This window comes from Paraburkholderia lebeckiae, assembly GCF_050436225.1.
Lineage (GTDB): Bacteria > Pseudomonadota > Gammaproteobacteria > Burkholderiales > Burkholderiaceae > Paraburkholderia > Paraburkholderia tuberum.
Window position 1 is genome coordinate 1531155 of record NZ_JBNDLU010000001.1, and the last position, 20272, is coordinate 1551426.

Annotated in this window: 16 protein-coding genes; 5 read left to right on the forward strand and 11 right to left on the reverse strand. The window is 62.2% G+C overall.

Features of this window, described 5'->3' with window-relative positions:
• Positions 1 to 16: 16 nt before the first annotated feature.
• Positions 17 to 742: a pirin family protein gene (locus tag OKW45_RS07185; RefSeq protein ID WP_429466838.1), complete on the forward strand. Its 726-nt coding sequence runs from the start codon at positions 17 to 19 to the stop codon at positions 740 to 742.
• Positions 743 to 839: 97 nt separating this feature from the next.
• Positions 840 to 1253 carry a DoxX family protein gene (locus tag OKW45_RS07190; RefSeq protein ID WP_018425254.1) on the forward strand — a complete coding sequence of 138 codons (414 nt, stop codon included), beginning with the start codon at positions 840 to 842 and terminating at the stop codon, positions 1251 to 1253.
• A 111-nt stretch (positions 1254 to 1364) separates the two neighbouring features.
• Here the strand turns inward: OKW45_RS07190 and ahpF are convergent, their stop codons facing one another.
• The 3 genes from ahpF to prpR all read right to left on the reverse strand — a co-directional run bounded on the left by ahpF (position 1365) and on the right by prpR (position 5869).
• Positions 1365 to 2963, reverse strand: coding sequence for an alkyl hydroperoxide reductase subunit F (gene ahpF / locus OKW45_RS07195; RefSeq protein ID WP_429466840.1), 1599 nt, complete (start codon positions 2961 to 2963; stop codon positions 1365 to 1367).
• Between the two features lie 172 nt (positions 2964 to 3135).
• Positions 3136 to 3699 (reverse strand): alkyl hydroperoxide reductase subunit C, encoded by a 564-nt coding sequence (gene ahpC / locus OKW45_RS07200; RefSeq protein WP_429443665.1) that lies wholly within the window; start codon positions 3697 to 3699, stop codon positions 3136 to 3138.
• A gap of 148 nt (positions 3700 to 3847) precedes the next feature.
• The gene (prpR, locus tag OKW45_RS07205; RefSeq protein WP_429466842.1) at positions 3848 to 5869 is read right to left on the reverse strand and encodes a propionate catabolism operon regulatory protein PrpR; all 2022 of its coding nucleotides are present in this window, start codon (positions 5867 to 5869) and stop codon (positions 3848 to 3850) included.
• 198 nt (positions 5870 to 6067) lie between these two features.
• Here prpR and OKW45_RS07210 point away from each other — a divergent pair, with 198 nt between their 5' ends.
• The 3 genes from OKW45_RS07210 (at position 6068) to OKW45_RS07220 (ending at position 9197) form a co-directional block, all read left to right on the forward strand.
• The gene (locus tag OKW45_RS07210) at positions 6068 to 6952 is read left to right on the forward strand and encodes an isocitrate lyase/PEP mutase family protein (RefSeq protein ID WP_018425258.1); all 885 of its coding nucleotides are present in this window, start codon (positions 6068 to 6070) and stop codon (positions 6950 to 6952) included.
• Positions 6953 to 7286: 334 nt separating this feature from the next.
• Positions 7287 to 8720, forward strand: coding sequence for an MFS transporter (locus OKW45_RS07215; protein WP_429466844.1), 1434 nt, complete (start codon positions 7287 to 7289; stop codon positions 8718 to 8720).
• A gap of 39 nt (positions 8721 to 8759) precedes the next feature.
• A complete protein-coding gene (locus tag OKW45_RS07220) occupies positions 8760 to 9197 on the forward strand; it encodes a GNAT family N-acetyltransferase (RefSeq protein ID WP_018425260.1) in 438 nt (145 codons plus the stop codon).
• Between the two features lie 96 nt (positions 9198 to 9293).
• Here OKW45_RS07220 and OKW45_RS07225 read toward each other — a convergent pair whose 3' ends face one another.
• The 8 genes from OKW45_RS07225 to OKW45_RS07260 form a co-directional block, all read right to left on the reverse strand.
• Positions 9294 to 10190, reverse strand: a complete 897-nt coding sequence (locus OKW45_RS07225) for a fimbrial biogenesis chaperone (RefSeq protein WP_429466846.1) — start codon at positions 10188 to 10190, stop codon at positions 9294 to 9296.
• A 118-nt stretch (positions 10191 to 10308) separates the two neighbouring features.
• On the reverse strand, positions 10309 to 11733 hold the full coding sequence (locus OKW45_RS07230) for a fimbrial protein (RefSeq protein ID WP_051103854.1): 1425 nt from the start codon (positions 11731 to 11733) through the stop codon (positions 10309 to 10311).
• Positions 11734 to 11811: 78 nt separating this feature from the next.
• Positions 11812 to 14358, reverse strand: coding sequence for a fimbria/pilus outer membrane usher protein (locus OKW45_RS07235; protein ID WP_429466848.1), 2547 nt, complete (start codon positions 14356 to 14358; stop codon positions 11812 to 11814).
• A 214-nt stretch (positions 14359 to 14572) separates the two neighbouring features.
• Positions 14573 to 15331 (reverse strand): fimbrial biogenesis chaperone, encoded by a 759-nt coding sequence (locus OKW45_RS07240; RefSeq protein WP_429466850.1) that lies wholly within the window; start codon positions 15329 to 15331, stop codon positions 14573 to 14575.
• A 93-nt stretch (positions 15332 to 15424) separates the two neighbouring features.
• On the reverse strand, positions 15425 to 15964 hold the full coding sequence (locus OKW45_RS07245; RefSeq protein WP_429469294.1) for a fimbrial protein: 540 nt from the start codon (positions 15962 to 15964) through the stop codon (positions 15425 to 15427).
• 901 nt (positions 15965 to 16865) lie between these two features.
• Positions 16866 to 17726, reverse strand: coding sequence for a 2OG-Fe(II) oxygenase (locus tag OKW45_RS07250; protein WP_018425267.1), 861 nt, complete (start codon positions 17724 to 17726; stop codon positions 16866 to 16868).
• A gap of 88 nt (positions 17727 to 17814) precedes the next feature.
• Positions 17815 to 18294 carry a nuclear transport factor 2 family protein gene (locus OKW45_RS07255; RefSeq protein WP_018425268.1) on the reverse strand — a complete coding sequence of 160 codons (480 nt, stop codon included), beginning with the start codon at positions 18292 to 18294 and terminating at the stop codon, positions 17815 to 17817.
• Positions 18295 to 18661: 367 nt separating this feature from the next.
• On the reverse strand, positions 18662 to 20101 hold the full coding sequence (locus tag OKW45_RS07260) for a nicotinate phosphoribosyltransferase (RefSeq protein WP_429466852.1): 1440 nt from the start codon (positions 20099 to 20101) through the stop codon (positions 18662 to 18664).
• Positions 20102 to 20272: the final 171 nt, after the last annotated feature.

Consider the following 20272-nt stretch of genomic DNA (forward strand, 5'->3'; position numbering starts at 1 on the left):
CTCAAGGAGAAAGAGCATGCTCGAAATCAGACACGCCAACCAACGTGGCCGCGCGGAACACGGCTGGCTCAGCTCGCGTCATACGTTTTCGTTCGCGAACTATCACGATCCGAAGCAGAACGGCTTCTCCGACCTGCTCGTGATCAACGACGACCGTGTGGCGCCGGCGCAGGGCTTCGGCAAGCATCCGCATCGCGACATGGAGATCTTTTCGTACGTGCTCGAAGGCGCGCTCGAACACAAGGACACAATGGGCACGGGCTCGGTGATCGTGCCGGGCGACGTCCAGTTGATGAGCGCGGGCACCGGTGTGGCGCACAGCGAATACAACCATTCGAAGAGCGAGCCGGTGCACTTCCTGCAGATCTGGATCGCGCCGGCCCAGCAAGGCACGAAGCCGCGCTATCAGCAACAGCACTTCGGCGCGGCCGACAAGCGCGGTGTGCTGCGGCTCGTGCTGTCGCCGGACGGTGCGAACGGTTCGCTGCAGTTGCAACAGGATGCGCGCGTGTATGCCGGTCTGTTCGACGGCGACGAAACCGCACGGCTCGAACTCGCGAGGGACCGCTATGCATATGTTCAGGTGGCGCGCGGCAGCGTCACGGTGAATGGCGTCGAGCTTGCCGAGGGTGACGGCGCGCGGGTGCGGGGTGAAGAAGCGCTGACGTTCACGCAGGGCCGCGAAGCGGAAGTGCTCGTGTTCGACCTGCGTAATATCGAAACCTCGGCGTTGTGGGCATAAGCGCTCCGCTTGCGCTGCTATTGACTCAAACCTGAACGCGGCTCGCTGGACGACGATTTCCAGCGAGCTTCATCGCTCTACCCTATCGGGAAAAATCATGCGCTACACACTGTTTGAAAACCAGAAAGACGTCGTCGTTCTCGTCGCTCGAATCCTGCTGATGGTGCTGTTCGTGATGTTCGGCTGGTCGAAGTTGACCGGCTTCGCAGGCACCGTCGCTTATATGACGTCGACCGGCGCGCCCGTGCCGGCGTTCTCGGCTGTTATCGCGGTGGTGATGGAGCTTGTGGTGGGCGTCGCGCTGTTAGTGGGATTTTTCACGCGACCGCTGGCGCTGCTGCTTGCGGTGTATACGCTCGGCACCGCGATCATCGGCCATCACTACTGGAACATGACGGGCGCGATGCAGTACGACAATATGATTCATTTCTACAAGAACATCGGCATCATCGGCGGGTTGCTGCTGTTGTGCGTGACCGGCCCCGGCAAGTATTCGTTCGACCGGCGGTGATACCGATTCCCGTGCTTTAACGAAAAAGGCCCGCACGAATGCGGGCCTTGTTGCATGCGCAAACTGAAACGGCGGCCCGCGGGCCGCCGTTTGCGTCTCTGATCTACCGGATCAAACCGCTGCTTCGGCTTCCGCTTCCGCTTCGCTGACCGCCGCGACTTCTTCGCTGTTGCGGATCAGGTGATCGAATGCGGACAGCGATGCCTTCGCACCCTCGCCCACCGCGATCACGATCTGCTTGAACGGCACCGTGGTTACGTCGCCGGCGGCGAACACGCCCGGCACCGACGTCGCGCCGCGAGCATCGACGACGATCTCGCCATGCTTCGACAGCTCGACCGTGCCCTTCAGCCATTCGGTGTTCGGCACGAGACCGATCTGCACGAACACGCCTTCGAGTTCGACGTTCTTCACTTCGCCCGAAGCGAGGTCCTTGTAGACCAGACCGTTGACCTTGTTGCCGTCGCCGGTGATTTCCGTGGTCTGCGCCTGCGTGACGACCGTTACGTTCGGCAGGCTGCGCAGCTTGCGTTGCAGCACCTCGTCGGCACGCAGCGTCGCGCCGAATTCGAGCAGCGTCACTTCGCGCACGAGACCCGCCAGGTCGATCGCGGCCTCGACGCCCGAGTTGCCGCCGCCGATCACCGCGACGCGCTTGCCTTTGAACAGCGGGCCATCGCAGTGCGGGCAGTACGCGACGCCATGATTGCGATACTCGCGCTCGCCCGGCACGTTGATTTCGCGCCAGCGCGCACCGGTCGCCAGGATGATCGTCTTCGACTTCAGCACCGCGCCGTTGGCCAGACGTACTTCGATGATGCGCCCAGGGATCAGCGCTTCGGCGCGCTGCACGTCCATGATGTCGACTTCATAGGCCTTCACGTGCTGTTCGAGCGCGGTCGCGAACTTCGGTCCTTCGGTTTCGGTCACGGAGACGAAGTTTTCGATCGCCAGCGTATCGAGCACCTGGCCACCGAAACGCTCGGCCACGACACCGGTCGCAATGCCCTTGCGCGCCGAGTAGATCGCCGCCGCCGCGCCCGCCGGGCCGCCGCCGACGATCAGCGTGTCGAACACCGGCTTATTCTCCAGTTGCTTCGCGGCGCGCGCACCGGCGTTGGTATCGAGCTTCGCGAGGATTTCCTTCACGCCGCTGCGGCCCTGGCCGAAGGTTTCGCCGTTCAGGAACATGGTCGGTACCGCCATGATCTGGCGCGCGTCGACTTCGTTCTGGAACAGCGCGCCGTCGATCGCGACGTGACGGATGCGCGGATTGATCAACGCCATCACGTTCAGCGCCTGCACGACTTCCGGGCAGTTCTGGCACGACAGCGAGAAATACGTTTCGAATTGATAGTCGCCGTCGAGGCTGCGGATCTGTTCGATCACCGCATCGTCGAGTTTGACCGGATGGCCGCCGACCTGCAGCAGTGCTAGGACGAGCGACGTGAATTCATGCCCCATCGGAATGCCGGCGAAACGGATGCCGGTTTCCTTGCCCGCTTCGCCAATCGAGAACGATGGCTTGCGTTCGTCGTCGCCGCGACGCTCGATCAACGTGACGCGCTCTGACAAGGTTGCGATGTCGTTCAGCAGGGCCAGCAGTTCCTGCGACTTCGCGCTGTCGTCGACCGACGCGACGAGCTCGATAGGCCTGCTAACTTTTTCGAGGTACGACTTCAGTTGAGTCTTGAGATTGGCGTCAAGCATGGCGTTGCGATTCCGTGACGAGGGGTGTGGGTGTCCCGGCGCCGCACGCATCCGGATAGGACGTGTTGGGCCCGGGGACGCGCGAAGCGCCGTATCAGGCGATTCGCGCGGTGAAGCGACGGGAAGATCCCGGCAGATGCAGACTGCGGGTGCAGCGTGAGCTGCGCGGACCTTAGATCTTGCCGATCAGGTCGAGCGACGGGGTCAGCGTTTCCGCGCCCGGCGTCCACTTGGCGGGGCACACTTCGCCCGGGTGCTTTGCGATGTACTGAGCGGCCTGAACCTTGCGCAGCAGTTCGCCAGCGTCACGGCCGATGCCGTTGTCGTGGATTTCGCACAGCTTGATCTCGCCTTCCGGGTTGATCACGAACGTGCCACGCAGCGCGAGGCCCTCTTCTTCGATCAGCACGTCGAAGTTGCGCGAGATAGCGAGCGTCGGGTCAGCCAGCATCGGGTACTTGATCTTGCGGATCGTATCCGACGTGTCGTGCCAGGCCTTGTGCGTGAAGTGCGTATCGGTCGACACGCTGTAGATTTCCACGCCCAGCTTCTTGAAATCTTCATAACGATCGGCCAGGTCACCGAGTTCGGTCGGGCACACGAATGTGAAGTCGGCCGGGTAGAACACGAAAACCGACCACTTGCCCTTCAGGCTTTCTTCAGTGACGGTCTGGAAATCGCCGTTGTGAAAAGCCTGTGCTTTGAACGGTTTGACTTGACTGTTGATGATCGGCATTTGCTGAATCCTCTCTTTGAGGGGGTTGGAAAGTGGAGTCAGTATGTCAGACTACGCTTAATAGGTAAAGTGGATTGTGTCAATGACTTCAATAGTCCTGCCCTATTAATTTCGTCGGTCGAAACTATCGGACGATTTGCCGGGCGTTTCAGCCCTTCAGAAGCCGCCACAGCGTGGTTCTGCCGATGCCGAGCGCGCGGCTCGCGGCGGCGCGATTGCCGCCCGATTGTTCGAGGGCGCGCAGCGCGGCCTCACGGCTGGGGGTAGCGCGGGGCGCCGTACTGCCGGGCGCAGAGCCTGGAGGCGCCTGTGTGATCTGCTCGACCTCGACCGCCCTGATCCGGAAGAACTCGGGAAACACGGCCTGCTGGTCTGGCAAGGCGTCGGCAGTCAAGTTCCCGGACATCTCGTTGGTTGGCTCACCGATATAAATCGCCGCGCGGGCCAGGAGATTTTCCAGTTCACGGACGTTACCGGGCCACGCGTAATCCGCAAAAAGCGGGGCGAGGAACACGAGCACCCGCTCGAGCCCCGCCGCCGACAAGCCGTACTGCACCGCGCTGCGCTCTAGCAGATGCCGCGCCAGCGGCGCGATGTCGGCACGGCGTTCGCGCAGCGGCGGCAATTTTATCTGAAGCAGATTTAATCTGAAATACAGGTCCGCGCGAAACGCGCCCTCCTCGACGAGCGCGTGCAGATCGCGGTGCGTCGCGGCGATCACCCTCACGTCGACCGGCGTCGCGCGGCCCGCGCCGAGCTTCATCACCTCGCGCTCCTGCAGCACGCGCAATAGCCGGCTTTGCAGCGCGGCCGGCATTTCGCCGATCTCATCGAGAAAAATAGTGCCGGTGTGCGCGATTTCAAACAACCCCGGCTTGCCGCCGCGCCGCGCGCCCGTGTACGCCCCTTCCTCGTGTCCGAACAGTTCGCTTTCGATCAGCCCCTCGGGCACCGCCGCGCAGTTGAACGCGACGAACGGATTGCCGCGCCGCCGGCCCGCGTTGTGAATGCCCTGTGCGACCAGTTCCTTGCCGGTGCCGCTTTCACCACTCAGGAGCACGGTCGCGTCGTGCGCGGCGCCGGCGCGCGCGAGCCGGCGCACGCGCTCGAGCGCTGCCGAAGCGCCGATCAGATCGTCGAGCCGGTGCCGCGCGACCAGATGCCTCGGCCGCTGGCTGGTGCGCAGGGAACGGTCGATCCGCTGCGCGACGAGTGCGTCCTGCGCCGTCACGACGAAACCGGCGCGCGCGCCCTGCTCGACGATCGGCACACAGCCGACGATCAGTGCGCGGCCGCCGATCTGTTCGATGCGTTCGTCGACCGGCTGGTCGGCGGCGCGCGTCTCGCGCAGCAGCGGCGCGAGCGCGCGCGCGACTCGTGCGGGGGTGTCCTCGTCGTCGTTTGGAACGTCCTGCGCGGCGCCTAGGCCGAGCAGTTCGAGCATTGCCGGGTTGACGGCTTCGAGCTGGGCGGCTTCGTCGAACGCGGCGACGCCGTCGCGCAGATGCGCGACGATCGTGTTCAGGCGCACCCGCTTCGATTCCTTCTGGCGGCTCACGCGCGCCAGTTCGACTGAGCGCTCGAACGCTTCCTCGACCGCGGCGAGCGAATACAGGAACACGCTTTCCATGCCGGCCTGCTGCGCCAGATCGCAGGCCATGCCAGCGCCGACCACCACGCGGCAGCCCTGCGCGGCGAGTTCATCGACTGCGAGCCGCACTTCGTCGATCGACCGATACGCGCGCTGCCGCAGATCGACGTTCAAGAGCGGGCTCAGGTCGGCCAGCTCCTGCGCGATTGCTTCGTGCAGCACGAGCCCGATGCGCGCCCGCGGCCATGTGGCCGTCGCGCGCGTGATCGCGCTCAACACGTCGAAGCCATTCACCTTGACCATTACCACCGGCACGCTGAGGTTCTCGCGCAGGTACGCGCCGTTCGAGCCGGCGGACAGTACGACGTCGACCGAACCTGCGTCCACGTAAGCCTGCAACGCGGCGACGGCCGCCCCGTAGCCCTCCCGCACCGTGAAGAACTTCGCCCGGCCCGCGTAGCGCGGCGCCACCGTCTCGCAAAGCGACTGCAGTCGGCTGATACTGACGAGTGCGACACCGGGCCGCCCGGAGTCGACGGCGGGGCTCGGATTCGCGACGAATGGGATGAACGTGGACACGCCGCCCTCCTCGATTGAAACGTTCCTCGAAACGTTTCATGAAACGTTTCATCGATTGTGCCACAAACGTCCAGACCGACCTGGTATCGCGCAAATCCTTGTTCCAGCGGAACGACCCGTGAAACACTCGCCAATGGCACGCTTCCTGCAGAATGTCGTCGGCGTTCTACTACCGATTTCCCTCATGGAGACCCCATCATGACCACCACTTCCGCCAGCCGCCGCGCCGCCTTCCGCGCCAAGGTCAATCAGCGTCAGGGCCTGCTCGTGCCCGGCGCGTTCAACGCGATGAGCGCGCGCGTGATCGAGGACGCCGGTTTCGAAGCGGTCTACATCACCGGCGCGGGCGTCACCAACATGTCCCTCGGTCTACCCGACCTGGGCTTCATCGGCCTTGCCGAAGTCGCAGAGCACACCGCGCGCATCCGCGACGCGGTCGCGCTGCCGCTGATCGTCGATGCCGACACGGGCTTCGGCAACGCGCTGAACGTGCGCCAGACCGTGCGCGTGCTGGAGCGCAGCGGCGCCGACATGATCCAGTTCGAAGATCAGGTGATGCCAAAAAAATGCGGCCACTTCTCGGGCAAGGAAGTCGTCGCGGCGAGCGAGATGGTCGGCAAGATCCGCGCGGCTGTCGACGCACGCGAAGACGCGAACCTGCAGATCATGGCTCGTACCGACGCGGCCGCGGTCCACGGCATCGAGGACGCTATCGAGCGCGGTCATCGCTTCATCGAGGCGGGCGCCGACATCCTGTTCATCGAGGCGACCGAATCGCTCACCGACATCGAGCGTCTGCCGGGGCTGTTCAATGTGCCGCAGCTGATCAACATCGTGATCGGCGGCAAGACGCCGGTGCAGTCACGCGACGCGCTCGCGAAGCTCGGCTACGGCATCGTGCTGTACGCGAATGCGGCGCTGCAGGGTGCGGTGCTCGGCATGCAGCGCGCGCTCGGCACGCTGCAAAGCAACGGCCGCCTCGACGAGGACGCGACGATCGTCGCGCCGTTCAGCGAGCGCCAGCGGCTCGTCAACAAGCCGCTGTATGACCGGCTGGACAAGGAGTACGCGGGGAAGGACTGACGCTCGGGCGGCGGCGCGGCGGTGTGACGCGCTGCATGCCCGCGCGATATGGAACCCTTTATTGCGTTAGGATTCAGGGCTGGCAATCGAGGCTGGCAATCAGGGATGACAAGCGGGACTGACAATCAGTCAAGCCGATGTTCCCGCCAGCCCGCCGCGACAGTTCGTGGCACCGGCCTCCTCTCGTCGGCTCGCTCTCCCGGCTGCCGGCAGAATCACAAAAGCGCAAACGAAAGGTAGTCGCAAGCACCATGAAGTCAAACTATTCACGCGCCCCGCGCGGGCTCGGCAATTGTCTTTCAGCGCGCACGCGCGCAGCACGGGAGCTCACCCGATGAGCGGCACCCGCACCGCGCACGTCGGCTGGCTGCCGTACATCGTCGCGGCTACCTTCTTCATGGAGTACCTCGACACCACGGTGATCGCCACCGCGCTGCCGCAGATGGCGCGTTCGTTCGGCGTCGGCCCGAACAGCCTGAGTCTCGGCATGACCGCCTACATGCTCGCGCTCGCGATCTTCATCCCGGCGAGCGGCTGGGTCGCCGACCGCTGCGGCGCGCGCACCGTGTTCGTCAGCGCGATCGGCGTGTTCACGGTCGCGTCGGTGCTGTGCGGACTGTCGCAGAACGTGCCCGAGTTCACGGCCGCGCGGCTGCTGCAAGGCATCGGCGGAGCGATGATGGTGCCAGTCGGCCGTCTCATCGTGGTCCGCAGCACCGAGAAAGCTCGCATGATGCAGGCGATCTCGACGATCACATGGCCGGCCATCGCGGCGCCGGTGGTCGGCCCGCCGATCGGCGGATTCATCACGACCTACGCGTCGTGGCGCTGGATCTTCCTGTTGAACGTGCCGTTCGGCCTCGCGGCGATCGCCGTCGCGCTCGCCATCGTGCCGAACCTGCGCGGCACCGAGCGCAAGCCGCTCGACGTCGTCGGCCTGCTGCTGAGCGGCGTCGCGCTGACCGCGATTCTGTACGGCGCGGAACTCGCGAGCCAGCCGGCCACCAATCCGTGGCTCGCGGTCTCGATCGTGGCGGGCGGTCTGCTGGTCGGCGCGCTCGCGTTCCAGCATGCGAAGCGTCATCCGTATCCGCTCGTCGACGTGTCGACGCTGAAGGTGCCGACGTTTTCCGTGACGATCATCACCGGCTCGTTCACGCGCATTGGCATTGGCGCGGTGCCCTATCTGATGCCGCTGCTGTTCCAGGTCGGTTTCGGGCTGTCGGCGTTCCGCTCGGGGCTGCTGCTGCTCGCGAGCGCGCTCGGCAATCTCGGCATGAAGGCGCTGACCACGCGCATCCTGCAGCGCTACGGCTTCAGGATGGTGTCGATCGTCGATGTGGCGGTGGCCGGCATTTTCATCATCGCGTGCGGACTGCTGACGCCGGACGTGCCGCTCTTGTTCGTGCTGATCGTCGTGTTCGTGTACGGCGTCGCGCGCTCGATGCAGTTCTCGACGCTCGCGACGCTCGCCTATGCCGACATCCCGCAGCCGCAGATGAGCGCGGCGAGTACCCTGTGGAGCGCGGCCGCGCAGATGACGATCGGTCTCGGCATCGCATTCGGCGCGGTGTCGCTGCGCGTCGCGGCGCTGTTCAACGGCGAGACGACCGGCCACGTGTTCACGCTCGACGATTTCCGCCTCGCGTTCCTGTTCGCGGGCGTGCTGACGCTGCTGTCCGTGCTTGGATATATGGGGCTTGCCCGCAATGCTGGGCAGAGTATCGGTGGGGGTTCGCGCGGCGGTGAAACTCCGGCGAAGAGCTAGGGGACGCGCAAGCGCTGCGCGATCAAAAGGAGACGTGCCGTGCAAGCAGGCGAACTGGCGATTTCCAGCCGCATCGACGATCTCGACCTCGACCTCGTCTACACATTCCTGTCGCAGGAAACGCCGTGGGCGCGCGGCATGCCACGCGCGACCTTCGAGCGCGCCGTCGCCGGGTCGCTCTGCTTCGGCGGGTTTGTCGACGGCAAGCAGATGGCGTTCGCGCGCCTCGTCACCGACGAGGCGACCTTCGCCTACCTATGCGACGTGTTCGTGCTGCCCGCGTATCGCGGCCAAGGCTATGCGTCGGCGTTGATGAAACATATCTTTGCGAGCCCTTCGCTCGCCAGTCTGCGTAGAGTCGTGCTGGTCACGACCGACGCGCATCGCGTTTATGGGCCGCATGGGTTCACGTCGCTCGAGAACCCCGAGCGGTATATGGAGCTACATCGACCGGATGTTTATAAGACGGACGCATGAACACGCATCCAAATGCCGACTATCGCGGGTGTGCCATGATCGGCTTGCACGGCCGCCGCCCTTAGCCTTCTTCTCTGCCCGCAATCCATGCAATTGTCATGGCCCAACTGCCACATTTCGTTCATCGGCTACCGGATTGCCATCATCGCCGATCAGAGAAAATAGCACGCTTGCATTTTCACCCGGGTTGCCGTGCAGCGTCTCGAGAGAGACAGTGGCGCTGGAAAACGGGGCGACCATATCGGCCTGGGCTCGTTGCGACGCATTCGCCAGCTTGACCTCCACGGCACCGATCGTGGCGTAATAGGGTGTCGGGTTGTCAACCTTCAGCACAAGTTTGTCCGATGCCTGGGCAAGCGAGAACACAAGATGCCGGGGGAGCTCGCTCACGGAATAGGGGAGCTTTTCTGGTCGCACGAACACCTTGACCTGGGTGCGCATCGTAACAGTCACCGTCTGAGCGTCGGGTAGCCGGTCTCTAGGTGTTGCTGGAATCTCATACAGATTGAGCCAGAACAGGGACTCGCGATCTGCGGGCAGCGGCGCTCCCGAATTGATGAGGCGCAGACTCGTTTGATCACCTGGACCCATGCGAAAAACAGGCGGCAGCAGGATGATCGGCGCCTTCGACTCCTGTGGCACCGAATTGATGTCACCGTCATCCACCCATGCCTGAACGAGTACTGGGTACTTGTTGACATTGAACACCTGCAGGGACTGTTCGGTGGCACCCGCCGCGAACACCACCCGCGACACCTCGGGCGTCACACCGGCAGCGGCCTGAGCGCTCCATATAGCCAGGGGCAGTGCGCCCCACGCAAGGGCGAAGCGCACCAACTGGCGCGATCCACGCACGGCCAGACGTGTCCAGCCAGTACGAGACCTGCCCACCTGTCCACGCGCGGTCGGGGCACCGCGCCGGTCCGCAAACGTCGGGCGAATCGACGGTCTTTCGGCATCCTGCGCGCGGGACGCTGACACGTGGATCTTCATAGGGGCTCACAAAGATGGATGCTGATCTAACGACTTTACTATTCGGTTGCGGCCGCAAACTTCATTAGAGCGCCGCAACCGGCGCTCTAATAATGACCGTTTGTGACGGTAGAACCGATTACTGCACCCGCACGATAACCTGAGCCGTCGCGTTAAACTTCCCTGCCGTCACCGGCGTCGCTCGTGGCGCAAAGGCCTTGAAGGTCGCATTGATCGTGCGCGTATAGGAGGTCATGCCGCCAGATGCCGGGCCATTTGCAGATGCATCATTCAAAACCGGATCCCAGCCATCCTTGGTACCGCCAGCGGTGACGTACTCGTTGGTGAGGAAATTCAAGGCAGCACCTCCCGGCCTCGACAATGCCACACCCACGCCGGTTGCAGCACCGGGATCGGTTCCGTAGCCATCGGAGAGCAGATAGCTTACGCCGCTTCCCGTGGTCGTCAGGCCCACGCTGGTCGCGGTCTGTGCATTGGCCGGCGGAGCAAGAATGCCCAGCGCGGTCTGGTTGGGCGCCGTTCCGCTCGCGAAAGCCGCTAGGTTCGCAGGCTTAGTGGTCTGGCACTGCATCTGGATTGTGATGGGCAACTGCCTGGAACCACCCTGATTCAGTTCGCCTATCGTAATCGACGGGAAATTCACCACCGGTGTTGCATTGGTCACTGCACAGGTGGCGGATCGTCTGACCGTTACATTGCCATAAGGGTTAATCGAACCGGGCCAATTGCCATACCAGCCGTCGTAGTGATTGAGGGAGTCGGCGCCAACCGACAGGTTACCCTTGATGATAGTGCCACTGGCGCCGCCAACAAACGCAGAATAGGCGACGGGCTGGGAATACGCCCAAGCCCCAGTGCTAGTATTGTCATAGACCGGGCAGGTGCTGCACTGGAAAAACTCCATCTTGTACTGACTGAAGTTCTTTGCCTTGACGAGAAACCAGCCCTGACTGTCGACATCGAGGTTAGTAAGGGGCGTAGCTTTCCAGTACCGCGACACGTATTCACCTGTTGTCATGTTCGTTACTCGGGACACGACCCCCGTGTAATAGGTTTCATACGTTTCCGGGATACCTGACTGGGCACTGACATTGGTATAGCCAGCATATGCGTTATCGCCGTTCGTCGAATAGTATTCAAACATGGTGCCGGCCGAATCAGGGGAGCAGCGGAACAGAACCTGCTCGGGACTGTAGCCCCCAACGCCTTTATCACCGAGGTTGACCATGGGCGCCACGCCGCTTGCGAGCAGCGTGCCGTCTGGCACAAAGGGAGGGGTGTTGATCTGAATGGTCATTGGATAGGCGCCTTTCCCCCCCCCATCGGTTGACCCCGTCCAGCTACTGGCAACGGTACCCGGGTCCGTGTAGAGATTCGAATTCTTATTGGTGGTAAGACTCGTGATCTTCCAGCACCCCCTCGAGGTGGACTGGGCCGAGGCGTGCGTGGGCACGACGATGCTCGACATGACAACCAGCGTTGCCAGCAGGCCGTTTCGGCTCACCCGTGGCGAATGCCGGACGAAGTTTAAAAAACGCTTCATGAATAAAAACTCCTGATAGTCGTCGATTCCGCCGTGAGCCCGAATCGACGGGTGCGTCAGCCTTGCCGGCGCACAACATTACCTGGCTGCGGCCTGAATTTCAGCCGATTCAAGGGGCGTGCACCTTGCGCTCATCCGAATGATGGGTGCGGAATCCTGCCCGGTGGTGTCGTACGCGATAGCGCATTGATCTTCGCGATGCTCTCCCCACTTCACGGTCAACGTGCCGCGATCCGCCGGCACCCGAGCGTAGACCTGTCCACCCTGACCCACCATACCGATCGCAGCGCCGGTGCTGTCCAGCACATCCGCGCCCAGAGGCAGCGGCTCGCCTTCCGGCCGAGTCGCTCCGATCAACAACGCGTGACCGGTCAGTGTGGAGAATTTGAGCAGCACAGCAGATCCGGCATACGGTGCAATCCGAATCTGGTTACCTGTCAATTCAGCGTTCTGGTTGATCCCCTTGGTATCAAGCGCCACATCGTTGTAGCGGTACGGTGTCAGCGACGGAACGATTGCGTACCCGAAACTGTCCACGCGCGCACCCGACCCGTTGCGCACAGTGGCACCCTCTGCACCCTTGGCTTCAACGAGGCCGAACGTATCGCTCAGGTACGGGCCGAATGTGACTCCACCACCATGCGCGACTGCTGCGCCGCGTGCGTTGGCACCAGCCTGCCAGAAGCCATTACCCTGCGAATAGTTCGCGCCCATCGTGACCATCGACAGGTTCTTCTGCACGTTGCCGCTGACGCTCTTCGCGCCGTTTTGCGTCTCGGCCGATGCCGTCAGGCCATAGCTGAGTGTCTGCGCCGTATCGGCGATACCGCTTACCGACGTCTGGAACGAGGTGCCTTGGCCAGTACCGGTTGCAACGCTGCCGGAGAGACTTGCGGAGCGCGGGCCGTAGCCGAGCGGGATCGAAACCGTCGCCATGAACGTATTGGACGACTGGCCGCTTGATCCCGACTGGCCACTGCCGGACACCAGGTTCGGCAAGCCCGTGCTGTAGAGCATGGCGGTCTGCTGGCGAATGAACGACAGGTTATAGTTGATCGACTTGTAGTGATTGTTATAGCTGAGCTGGAGCTGCGTATCGCGCGGCCTCGAGCCATAGTAGCTACTTATCGCAGCTGACAGAGAAAGGGAGCCGTACTGGTTGAGGCTCTGGTTGACGTTAACCGTAAACTGATCGCGCTGCTGATACGTGCCTGAAGACCAGGTCTCGCCGCTCTTATAAGCCGCCCGTGCGCTCAGTGCATCCAGAAAGTCCCGATATCCTTTGGTCGAATAGCGATAGCCGGCCAGCGAGAACGTAGTCATGGTCTGCTGGAGGGTATGGCTGTAGTTGATGGAACTCCGCCATCCGTTCACGCGGTTACCCTGCGCATCGAGTGCGTTGGACCACGCAGCGTTCAGGCCGAACGCGCCAAATGACGTTCCAAATACCACACCAGCCAGTACGGACTGGTAATCCGTGGAAAGACGTGCGCCGCCGTTGGCGGTGATCATATTGGTCAGACCGCGCTCATATGTAAAGTCGGCGAACTTTGCGTTCGAGCTTTCCACCTGGCGCACCTGACCCAGCGTGAAACCGTAGTGTGACGCGCCGGGTCGCAGTGAGTTCGGCACTGCTGAAAACGGCACCGTGAACGTGGACACCTGCCCGTTCGCTTCAAACACGCGCACGGTCAGGTCACCCTGATAGCTCGTGGGATTCAGATCGTTGATCGAAAACGGACCCGGCGCAACTGTGGTCTGGTAAATGACGTTGCCGTTCTGACTTACCTCGACCCGTGCGTTGGTGTTGGCAACACCATTCACGACCGGCGCGTAACCGCGCATGGAGTCCGGCAGCATGCGCTCATCAGTCTCGATATGCAGCCCTGTATAACCCACACTACTGAGCAGGTTGCCACCCGTGAAGTTTTGCCCGACAGTGAGGTGGCTGTTCCAGCCCGGCAACGGTCGCTCGGCGTACGTGCGAATGTTGTTCCACTGCCCGGCGCTACCCGCGGGGCTGTTGTTAAACGTATAGGCGGATTGCTGGTGAAATCGCCATAGCCCGATATTCAGACCGGCGTTGATACCCGCATAAAGCGAGTTTGTCTTGTAACCAAACGCCGATGACGTGTAGTAGTTCGTGTCATAGTTGAGATAGGCCATGGTCTGGCCTGCCTCGAGGCTGGCCAGGTCGACAGCACCGCGCGGCACATGCTTCATCTGCGCGTGAGGAACGCTGATGTTCAGACGCAGGCGCGGCAGGTCGAAGGCAGTGGATGCGCCCGGCACGCGCTTCGCAAGCGGACCGCACAGCGCAGTCAACGCCTCTGCGGGTGGCGTATGCACGGTTGGCATAGCCTCATCCGGGACACTGTCCATTGATCCGGAAGACGCGCCGGACACTTCGCTGGATGTGGCGCTCTCTACCAGTATCCCGGTCGACATCAGAAAATCGTCGCTCAGACACGGATAAACCTCGCCGCTATCTGCGCTGCGGAACTCGACCGGCCGACGGGAAATAAAGACATCATTCACGTAGATATCGACCCGATAATTTCCGGGGTCAACGCTGCTGGTTTTATTAAAGCGTTCGATATCGGCGACACCGAGTGATGAACCCATCAGTAGATCGCTGTCGAACGTATAGGCAGGTGCTGCACTAGCAGAAGCCTCGACAACTGTCGGAATTGGCGCGGCCAGCGCCCGGCATGCGGGGATCGCAAAACCGAGGGCCGCTACGACTATCGAAACCTGGGAAGGTCTGATTGACCGTACGTCGGTGGAAGCACCCCGACTGTTGACGGAATACACTGCTTTTCGAGGCTGACGCAACATCTCACTTGATCCCTTGTTCTACGATTACTGGATATTCCGATTCGTGAACCGCACCGTAGTCGTCGACGTGTTTGATTTTCAGACTAGGGGTTGCCCCTTCAAGCGGACATTCGCCCTTAATGCTCCATCCAGCCTCGGAACGAGGCGCAACCATGTCAGCCGCGAGAGTTGCGGTATGCGTGCCGCAGGTCAAACTGCCGTCAAGAAGTGAAATGTGGTAACCCGACGGATTGTTGGCGGTGACGCGCTCACTCTTGCCTTCTTTGCCAATACGAAATGTGAGCAGCTGCTGCGCTTTTTGTGCGCTGCCTTCAATTGCGGTCGGACGATAGAAAAGCTTGAGCCGGTTGCGCAACATCACCAGCATCTGGTTCTGGTCGGCGTAGGCCGCGTTTTTCGATGGGATCTGCAGGGTATTGAGGTAAAAGACCGACTCGCGATCTTGCGGCAGATCCTTGCCGGTAAACACCAGGCGTACTGTCTGCCCCGCCTTGGGCTCGATGCGGAATATGGGTGGGGTAACCAGAAACGGCGCGTCGGCCGTGTCGGGGGTGGACTGGGCATTCCCCGAGTCAACCCATACCTGCATCACGCTTGGTCCATCGTCCTGGTTGGAAAACTGCAGACTCTGCTCTCTGGCGTTTCCATCGAAGATGACACGGGTACTGGGCATGATGACACTGGCGCAGGCGCTGCCAATCTGGGCAGCACACGTTGCGGCCAGCATTACCTTGTAAACATTTTCACGAACCCAGCCCATGATTTCTCCGTTTCCGCAAGCTATTGATTAGATGTACTGATATAAAATCCTTCGGGCTTGCTCAGATATGCAAGCCCGAAGGCAAGGGGGTGATTACTGGTAGCTAACTGCGTACTGCACGCTGCCCAGAACCGAACCTGGCGTTGCGCCGCCTTCTTCGGAGATGTACTGAACAGCGAAGTCGTGCGACGCGGCCGATGCGCCAACTTTCAGATTCAGACCCGGTGCTGCATAACCGTTGACGCCGCTCAGATTGAACGGCGCAGCGGGTGCTGCCGGATCGAGCAGTTGCAGGGCAACTTTAGTCGCGGTGCCGGTGTTGCCCAGATTACCGCTTGCGGTGACCTGGTTGCCCACGAACACCGTATTGATCGACTGAGCCACCGTCGTCGGAGCCATACATCCCGTCACGCCAATCGTGAAGTTGGTCGGTTCAGCGGTAGCGCCCGCAGCAGCCAACTGTGACGCTGCGACGGTAGGCAGCAGCACCGTCGGGCTGGCAGCATTGCCATTGATCGCAACCGCGCACGTCTGATCCGTCACTTCGCCCTGGAAGTTGATGGTGTTGCCGCTGGCAGCAAACGCGAAGGCAGGAACAGCTGCAATGGCGAGGGCAAGAAGATGTTTTTTCAAGGTATAACTCGTTTTGGAAAGGTTGATAAATGTGCCGCTTCTCAGGCAGCAAACGAATTCTGATTCTTTCAACGTCATTTCGCTCTAGGACGTCTCCGATAACTTCGTTGGTAGGCTCGGACATCCGGACAATTCGAAGGAAAGCGCAGGCCAATCGCACAAATTGTTCAATCGTTATGAATTGTGCCAGCCGGGAATTTGAGGGCGATAGACGTCGTTGGTACATGCCTTCACCGGTTCAGGGCGATGCCATCTCCGAGGCAAAATCCAGAGTAATCGCGTGCACCACTTTGTTTAGATGCCTTCCGGTCAATCTTTAAATAACAATCTTTAATACTTCATTCAATCGCGCTATGGCGGGAATGGCAAAGATCTTCGATTGGAATCAATCGCATTCGGACGACGCCCTCGATCTAGGGGGTACGCTAAGAAAGGGGCATCAAAGTACGCCAAGCCAAATGCCAACCCCGTGACTCGGGATGGTGTCACCGTGCGTTCTCGACGACAAGCTCCGTTCTGCAAGGTGAATCCCGCATTTCCGAAGGAGCCTGTCTGAAGTGCCGTGCATCCTGTTTCTTGCGACCGGTCCGCTCTCCCTCCTTAAACAACCTTCTACTGTGGGCGTGCCCTCGTCTGCACGCGGAAATGCGCATGGCACAGCACGATCTTGCTATCGTTAGAACGATTGTCCTTCCCGATGTGCCGCTGAACGCGCGGACGATTCATGCCCCGTTCCCTCCTGAATCCACGCCCAAGGCCCGCGTCGCGGCGCTTGCCCCTTACGGGAAGCGCCATGCAGAAGGTCCATTTTTCTGCCTATCTTGCCTGGGGTGAACATCAACCTCGTTGGCTTTGCGGACCGGGACGAAGCGGATCGGAATCAAATTTGCCAGAGCCCGCCTCAGCCGTACGCGCGCTCGCGCATCCACTTCGTCATGATCCACTTATCGCCGGCAAGCACCGGCGCGCCGCCGTGCAGAGTCGACGGATCGAGCTGGCGTTGGCCGTTCATGTAGCGGAAATACACCGCGCCGCCCGCGCGCGCCGCGACCGACAGGCTCGCTGACGGAAACACCGTCTCGCCGCCGTCGGCGACGTCGTTCAGATACATGATCAGGGTCGCGACGCGTTGGCCGCCCTGCGCGGTATGCACCGCGCTTCCCGGATGATCGGGTGTGAAGAAGTCGAAATGAGGGCTGTATTCGCCGCTCCTGTCGTAATGGAGCACCTGCAGGCCTTCGCCATTTTCGAGCGGCCAGTTCGTCAGGCTCTCGATGCGCCGTTCGATCCGCGCGATCAACGCATCCTCACCGCGCCGATACCAGACGCCTTCGCTGGTGCGGTTGCGGATCACGTCTTCGTGGCCGGTGAGCGGATTGACCGTCGTCGAGCGTTTCAACCGATGCCGCGAGCGTTCGATCAGCTCGGCGCATTCCGCGACCGACAGCACGTCGGCGAACACGACCAGCTGCGGACGCTCACAGCGCAGCAGCACGCGCACATCGCGGTCGTCGGCACGGATCAGGTTGCCGCGGGCGACCGGCGCGGCGTCGTATCGATAAGGCTGGGTGGCTGGATCGGCGACTGTGGCTTGCGCCGCGGGGTCGGTCGCGCGCCGATCGAACGCATGGTGGACCGCGACGCGGGCGTCGCCGCCGGCAAAACCGGCCTGCACCATCGCGTCGATCATCGATCCCGGCGTGCAGCCCCGCGCGACATTGCTGCTCAGCCATTCTTGCCAGGCTGCATCGACGACTCGCATAGCGCTTCCTGTGCAGCGGCCCGGCAAGGAGTGCGGGCACGCGTGCTTCGATCATCGCAGGCGCGATGCGCGCGCCGCCCGCATGCGCCTAGTCGCGCCTCAACTGCCCGCGATAGTGCAGCAGCCCTCGGCGCGCCTGCTGCCTGAGCATCCGCTGCACGAACGGCGACCAGCCGAACAGCGTGCCGCGCACGCCCATCGCCTGGCGCATCCACAGCCACAGATCGAAGCGGTCGCGATGCTCGACGATGAGCCCATCGCGGAACACGAAACTCGCCTCGATCCGGTTCACGACGTCGCGCCCCGTCTGGACGAAACGGTAGCTCGCCACCCACTGCGCGCGGCCGGCATGGTCGTCCGCCTCGATGTTGCTGAAGGTCAGCGTGAAGTCTTGCGCATGCTTGACGAGCATGCGCCACATGTCGCGCGCTTCATCGCCGACCAGCTCGCCGAAAGCGGGGTCGCTGAAGACGACGTCGTCGGCATAACAGGCGACCATGGTCTCGGCGTCGCGTTGCCGGAAGGCCGTGTAGAAACGTTCGATCAGCTCGGTGTTGGGATGGCTCATTGATGTCGTTTGGTGTATTGCAGGAGCGCGTCATGCACGTGCAGAGTCGCGCCGCGCTCCGGAAAAACAGTCCGCGCGCGGTAGGCGGCGGGCATGGCGCACACGATATAGGAAAACGGCGTGAGGGGGGGGCCGGCGCGAGCCGACGACGGCTTTTACCCTTCCGATACCGCTCCCTTGAAGCGCACCACCTCCGCCCGCCTGGCGAGGTGGGACGCATCGAGATCGGCTATGTGGTGTCGGCCGCGTTCGCGGGCGTGTTGCAAGCGTCCTGTCGGATATTGCGGCAGGTCTGCCGTTCATGCAGCGCTACTGGGCGCTGATGACCCACCCGCTCGTGACCATGCCGATGCGTCAGAAAGCTGGATCAACCTTCGTCCGCATATGCGCGGCCTCGAATCTCGGCCAGCGACGTATCGACCAGCAAGCGGCCCGCCTCGAACACCGTCTCGAGCGCTTCGCCCCACTCGCCCTCCACCGTGCTCCCGTCCCACGCGATCGGCAACGTGACCGTCCGGTACTCGCCGGTGCGGCGATGGCGCAGCAAGGTGAGCCGGCCTTTCATCGAACGCTTGCCGTGATCCGTGACTGGATCCTTCGACACATCGTGCCACATGTCGCCTAGCCGGATCGCCGAGCACTTCATCGCGAAGCGCTGCGTATCGCGGTTGATCTGCTGCAACAGCGCACCGCCCATGCCGAACACGATGTTGTCGGTGGCGAAGCCGGCCTCGTCCATCGCGGCGAGGATCGCGACGATCGAATCCGGGTTCACGCCGTCACCCTGAATCACGCGCACATGGTCGAGCACACGCCGCCCCTTGCTGTTGGTCTGCGACCCGAACGAAGCCTCCAGCGAGCGCAGCGTGTGCAGGACGATCGTGCACGGATCGCCGGAGTCCGGGCGAATCACGAGCATGCCGCCGGAATCGAGCACGGCCTGCTTCAGCTCGCCGCCCCATGCGTTGAGCGCGGCGAACAGGTCGTAGGAGTCGGACACCACCGAAACGATCGCGCCCGGCTTGCCGAAGCGGGCGATCATGTTGCGATACGCGTCGACTTCGCGCTCGCGGCCCCACGACGTGATCGTGCTGTGCTCGGCCGCCGGCACCGAGAACGCGGCCATGCGGTCGCGATAGAAGTGATTCGCCGCAATCACGCCGAGCACCGTATCCGAGCCCATGAAGCTGACGAGATGTGCCGCGCCGCCGATCGCCGCCGACTCCGCGCTCGACACGCCGCGCGCGCCGAAATCATGCAGCTTGAACGGTAGCTGCGAGAGATCGTCGCTGCTTTTCAGCAGATACTCGCGGATCGTCTGGCGCAGATGCCAGCTTTGCGTCGCGACCGTGATCGGATACCACACGCGCATCAGCATCGTCTCCAGATACGACGTGAGCCAGAACACCTGCGGATCGTCGCACTCGACGGTGACGAGCACGTTGTGCGTGGGCACGACCGAGCCTTCGGGCGCCGCGCGAATCCGCACCGGCAGATAGCCGCCGTATCGCTGCACGACGTAGCGCCAGCCCGCCTCGTTGAACGGCTCGCCGTGCGCGCTGAAGAAGGTCCGCGCCTGGTCGATCATCGCGCCGGTAACCGGCCGGCGCAGGTACTCCTTCAGCAGCATCTGCAAGCCGAAGAACAGCGTGCGGTCGTAACGTCCGCCGCGCGATTCGATGTACGAGAACATCGCCGTCGCGTCGGGCGGATATTGCAGATAGTGCGATGCCTTGTACGAATCCGTATTCAGAATCGGATTGGACAGGATCGACGCGAGGTCGCTGAAACCCTGCGCGTTTTGCATGGACGGTGCTGCGCTCACGTGATTTTCTCGCTGGAGTGACCGGACGGCGCGAGCCTGCCCGACGCTTTCGAGACTCCGAGGCCGCGGCTCTACGCCTACAGAATATGCCGGGGATGACCCTGTATCTCACCTTACTACGGTATCCGCGATAGCGCTCGTCGTCGGACTGTA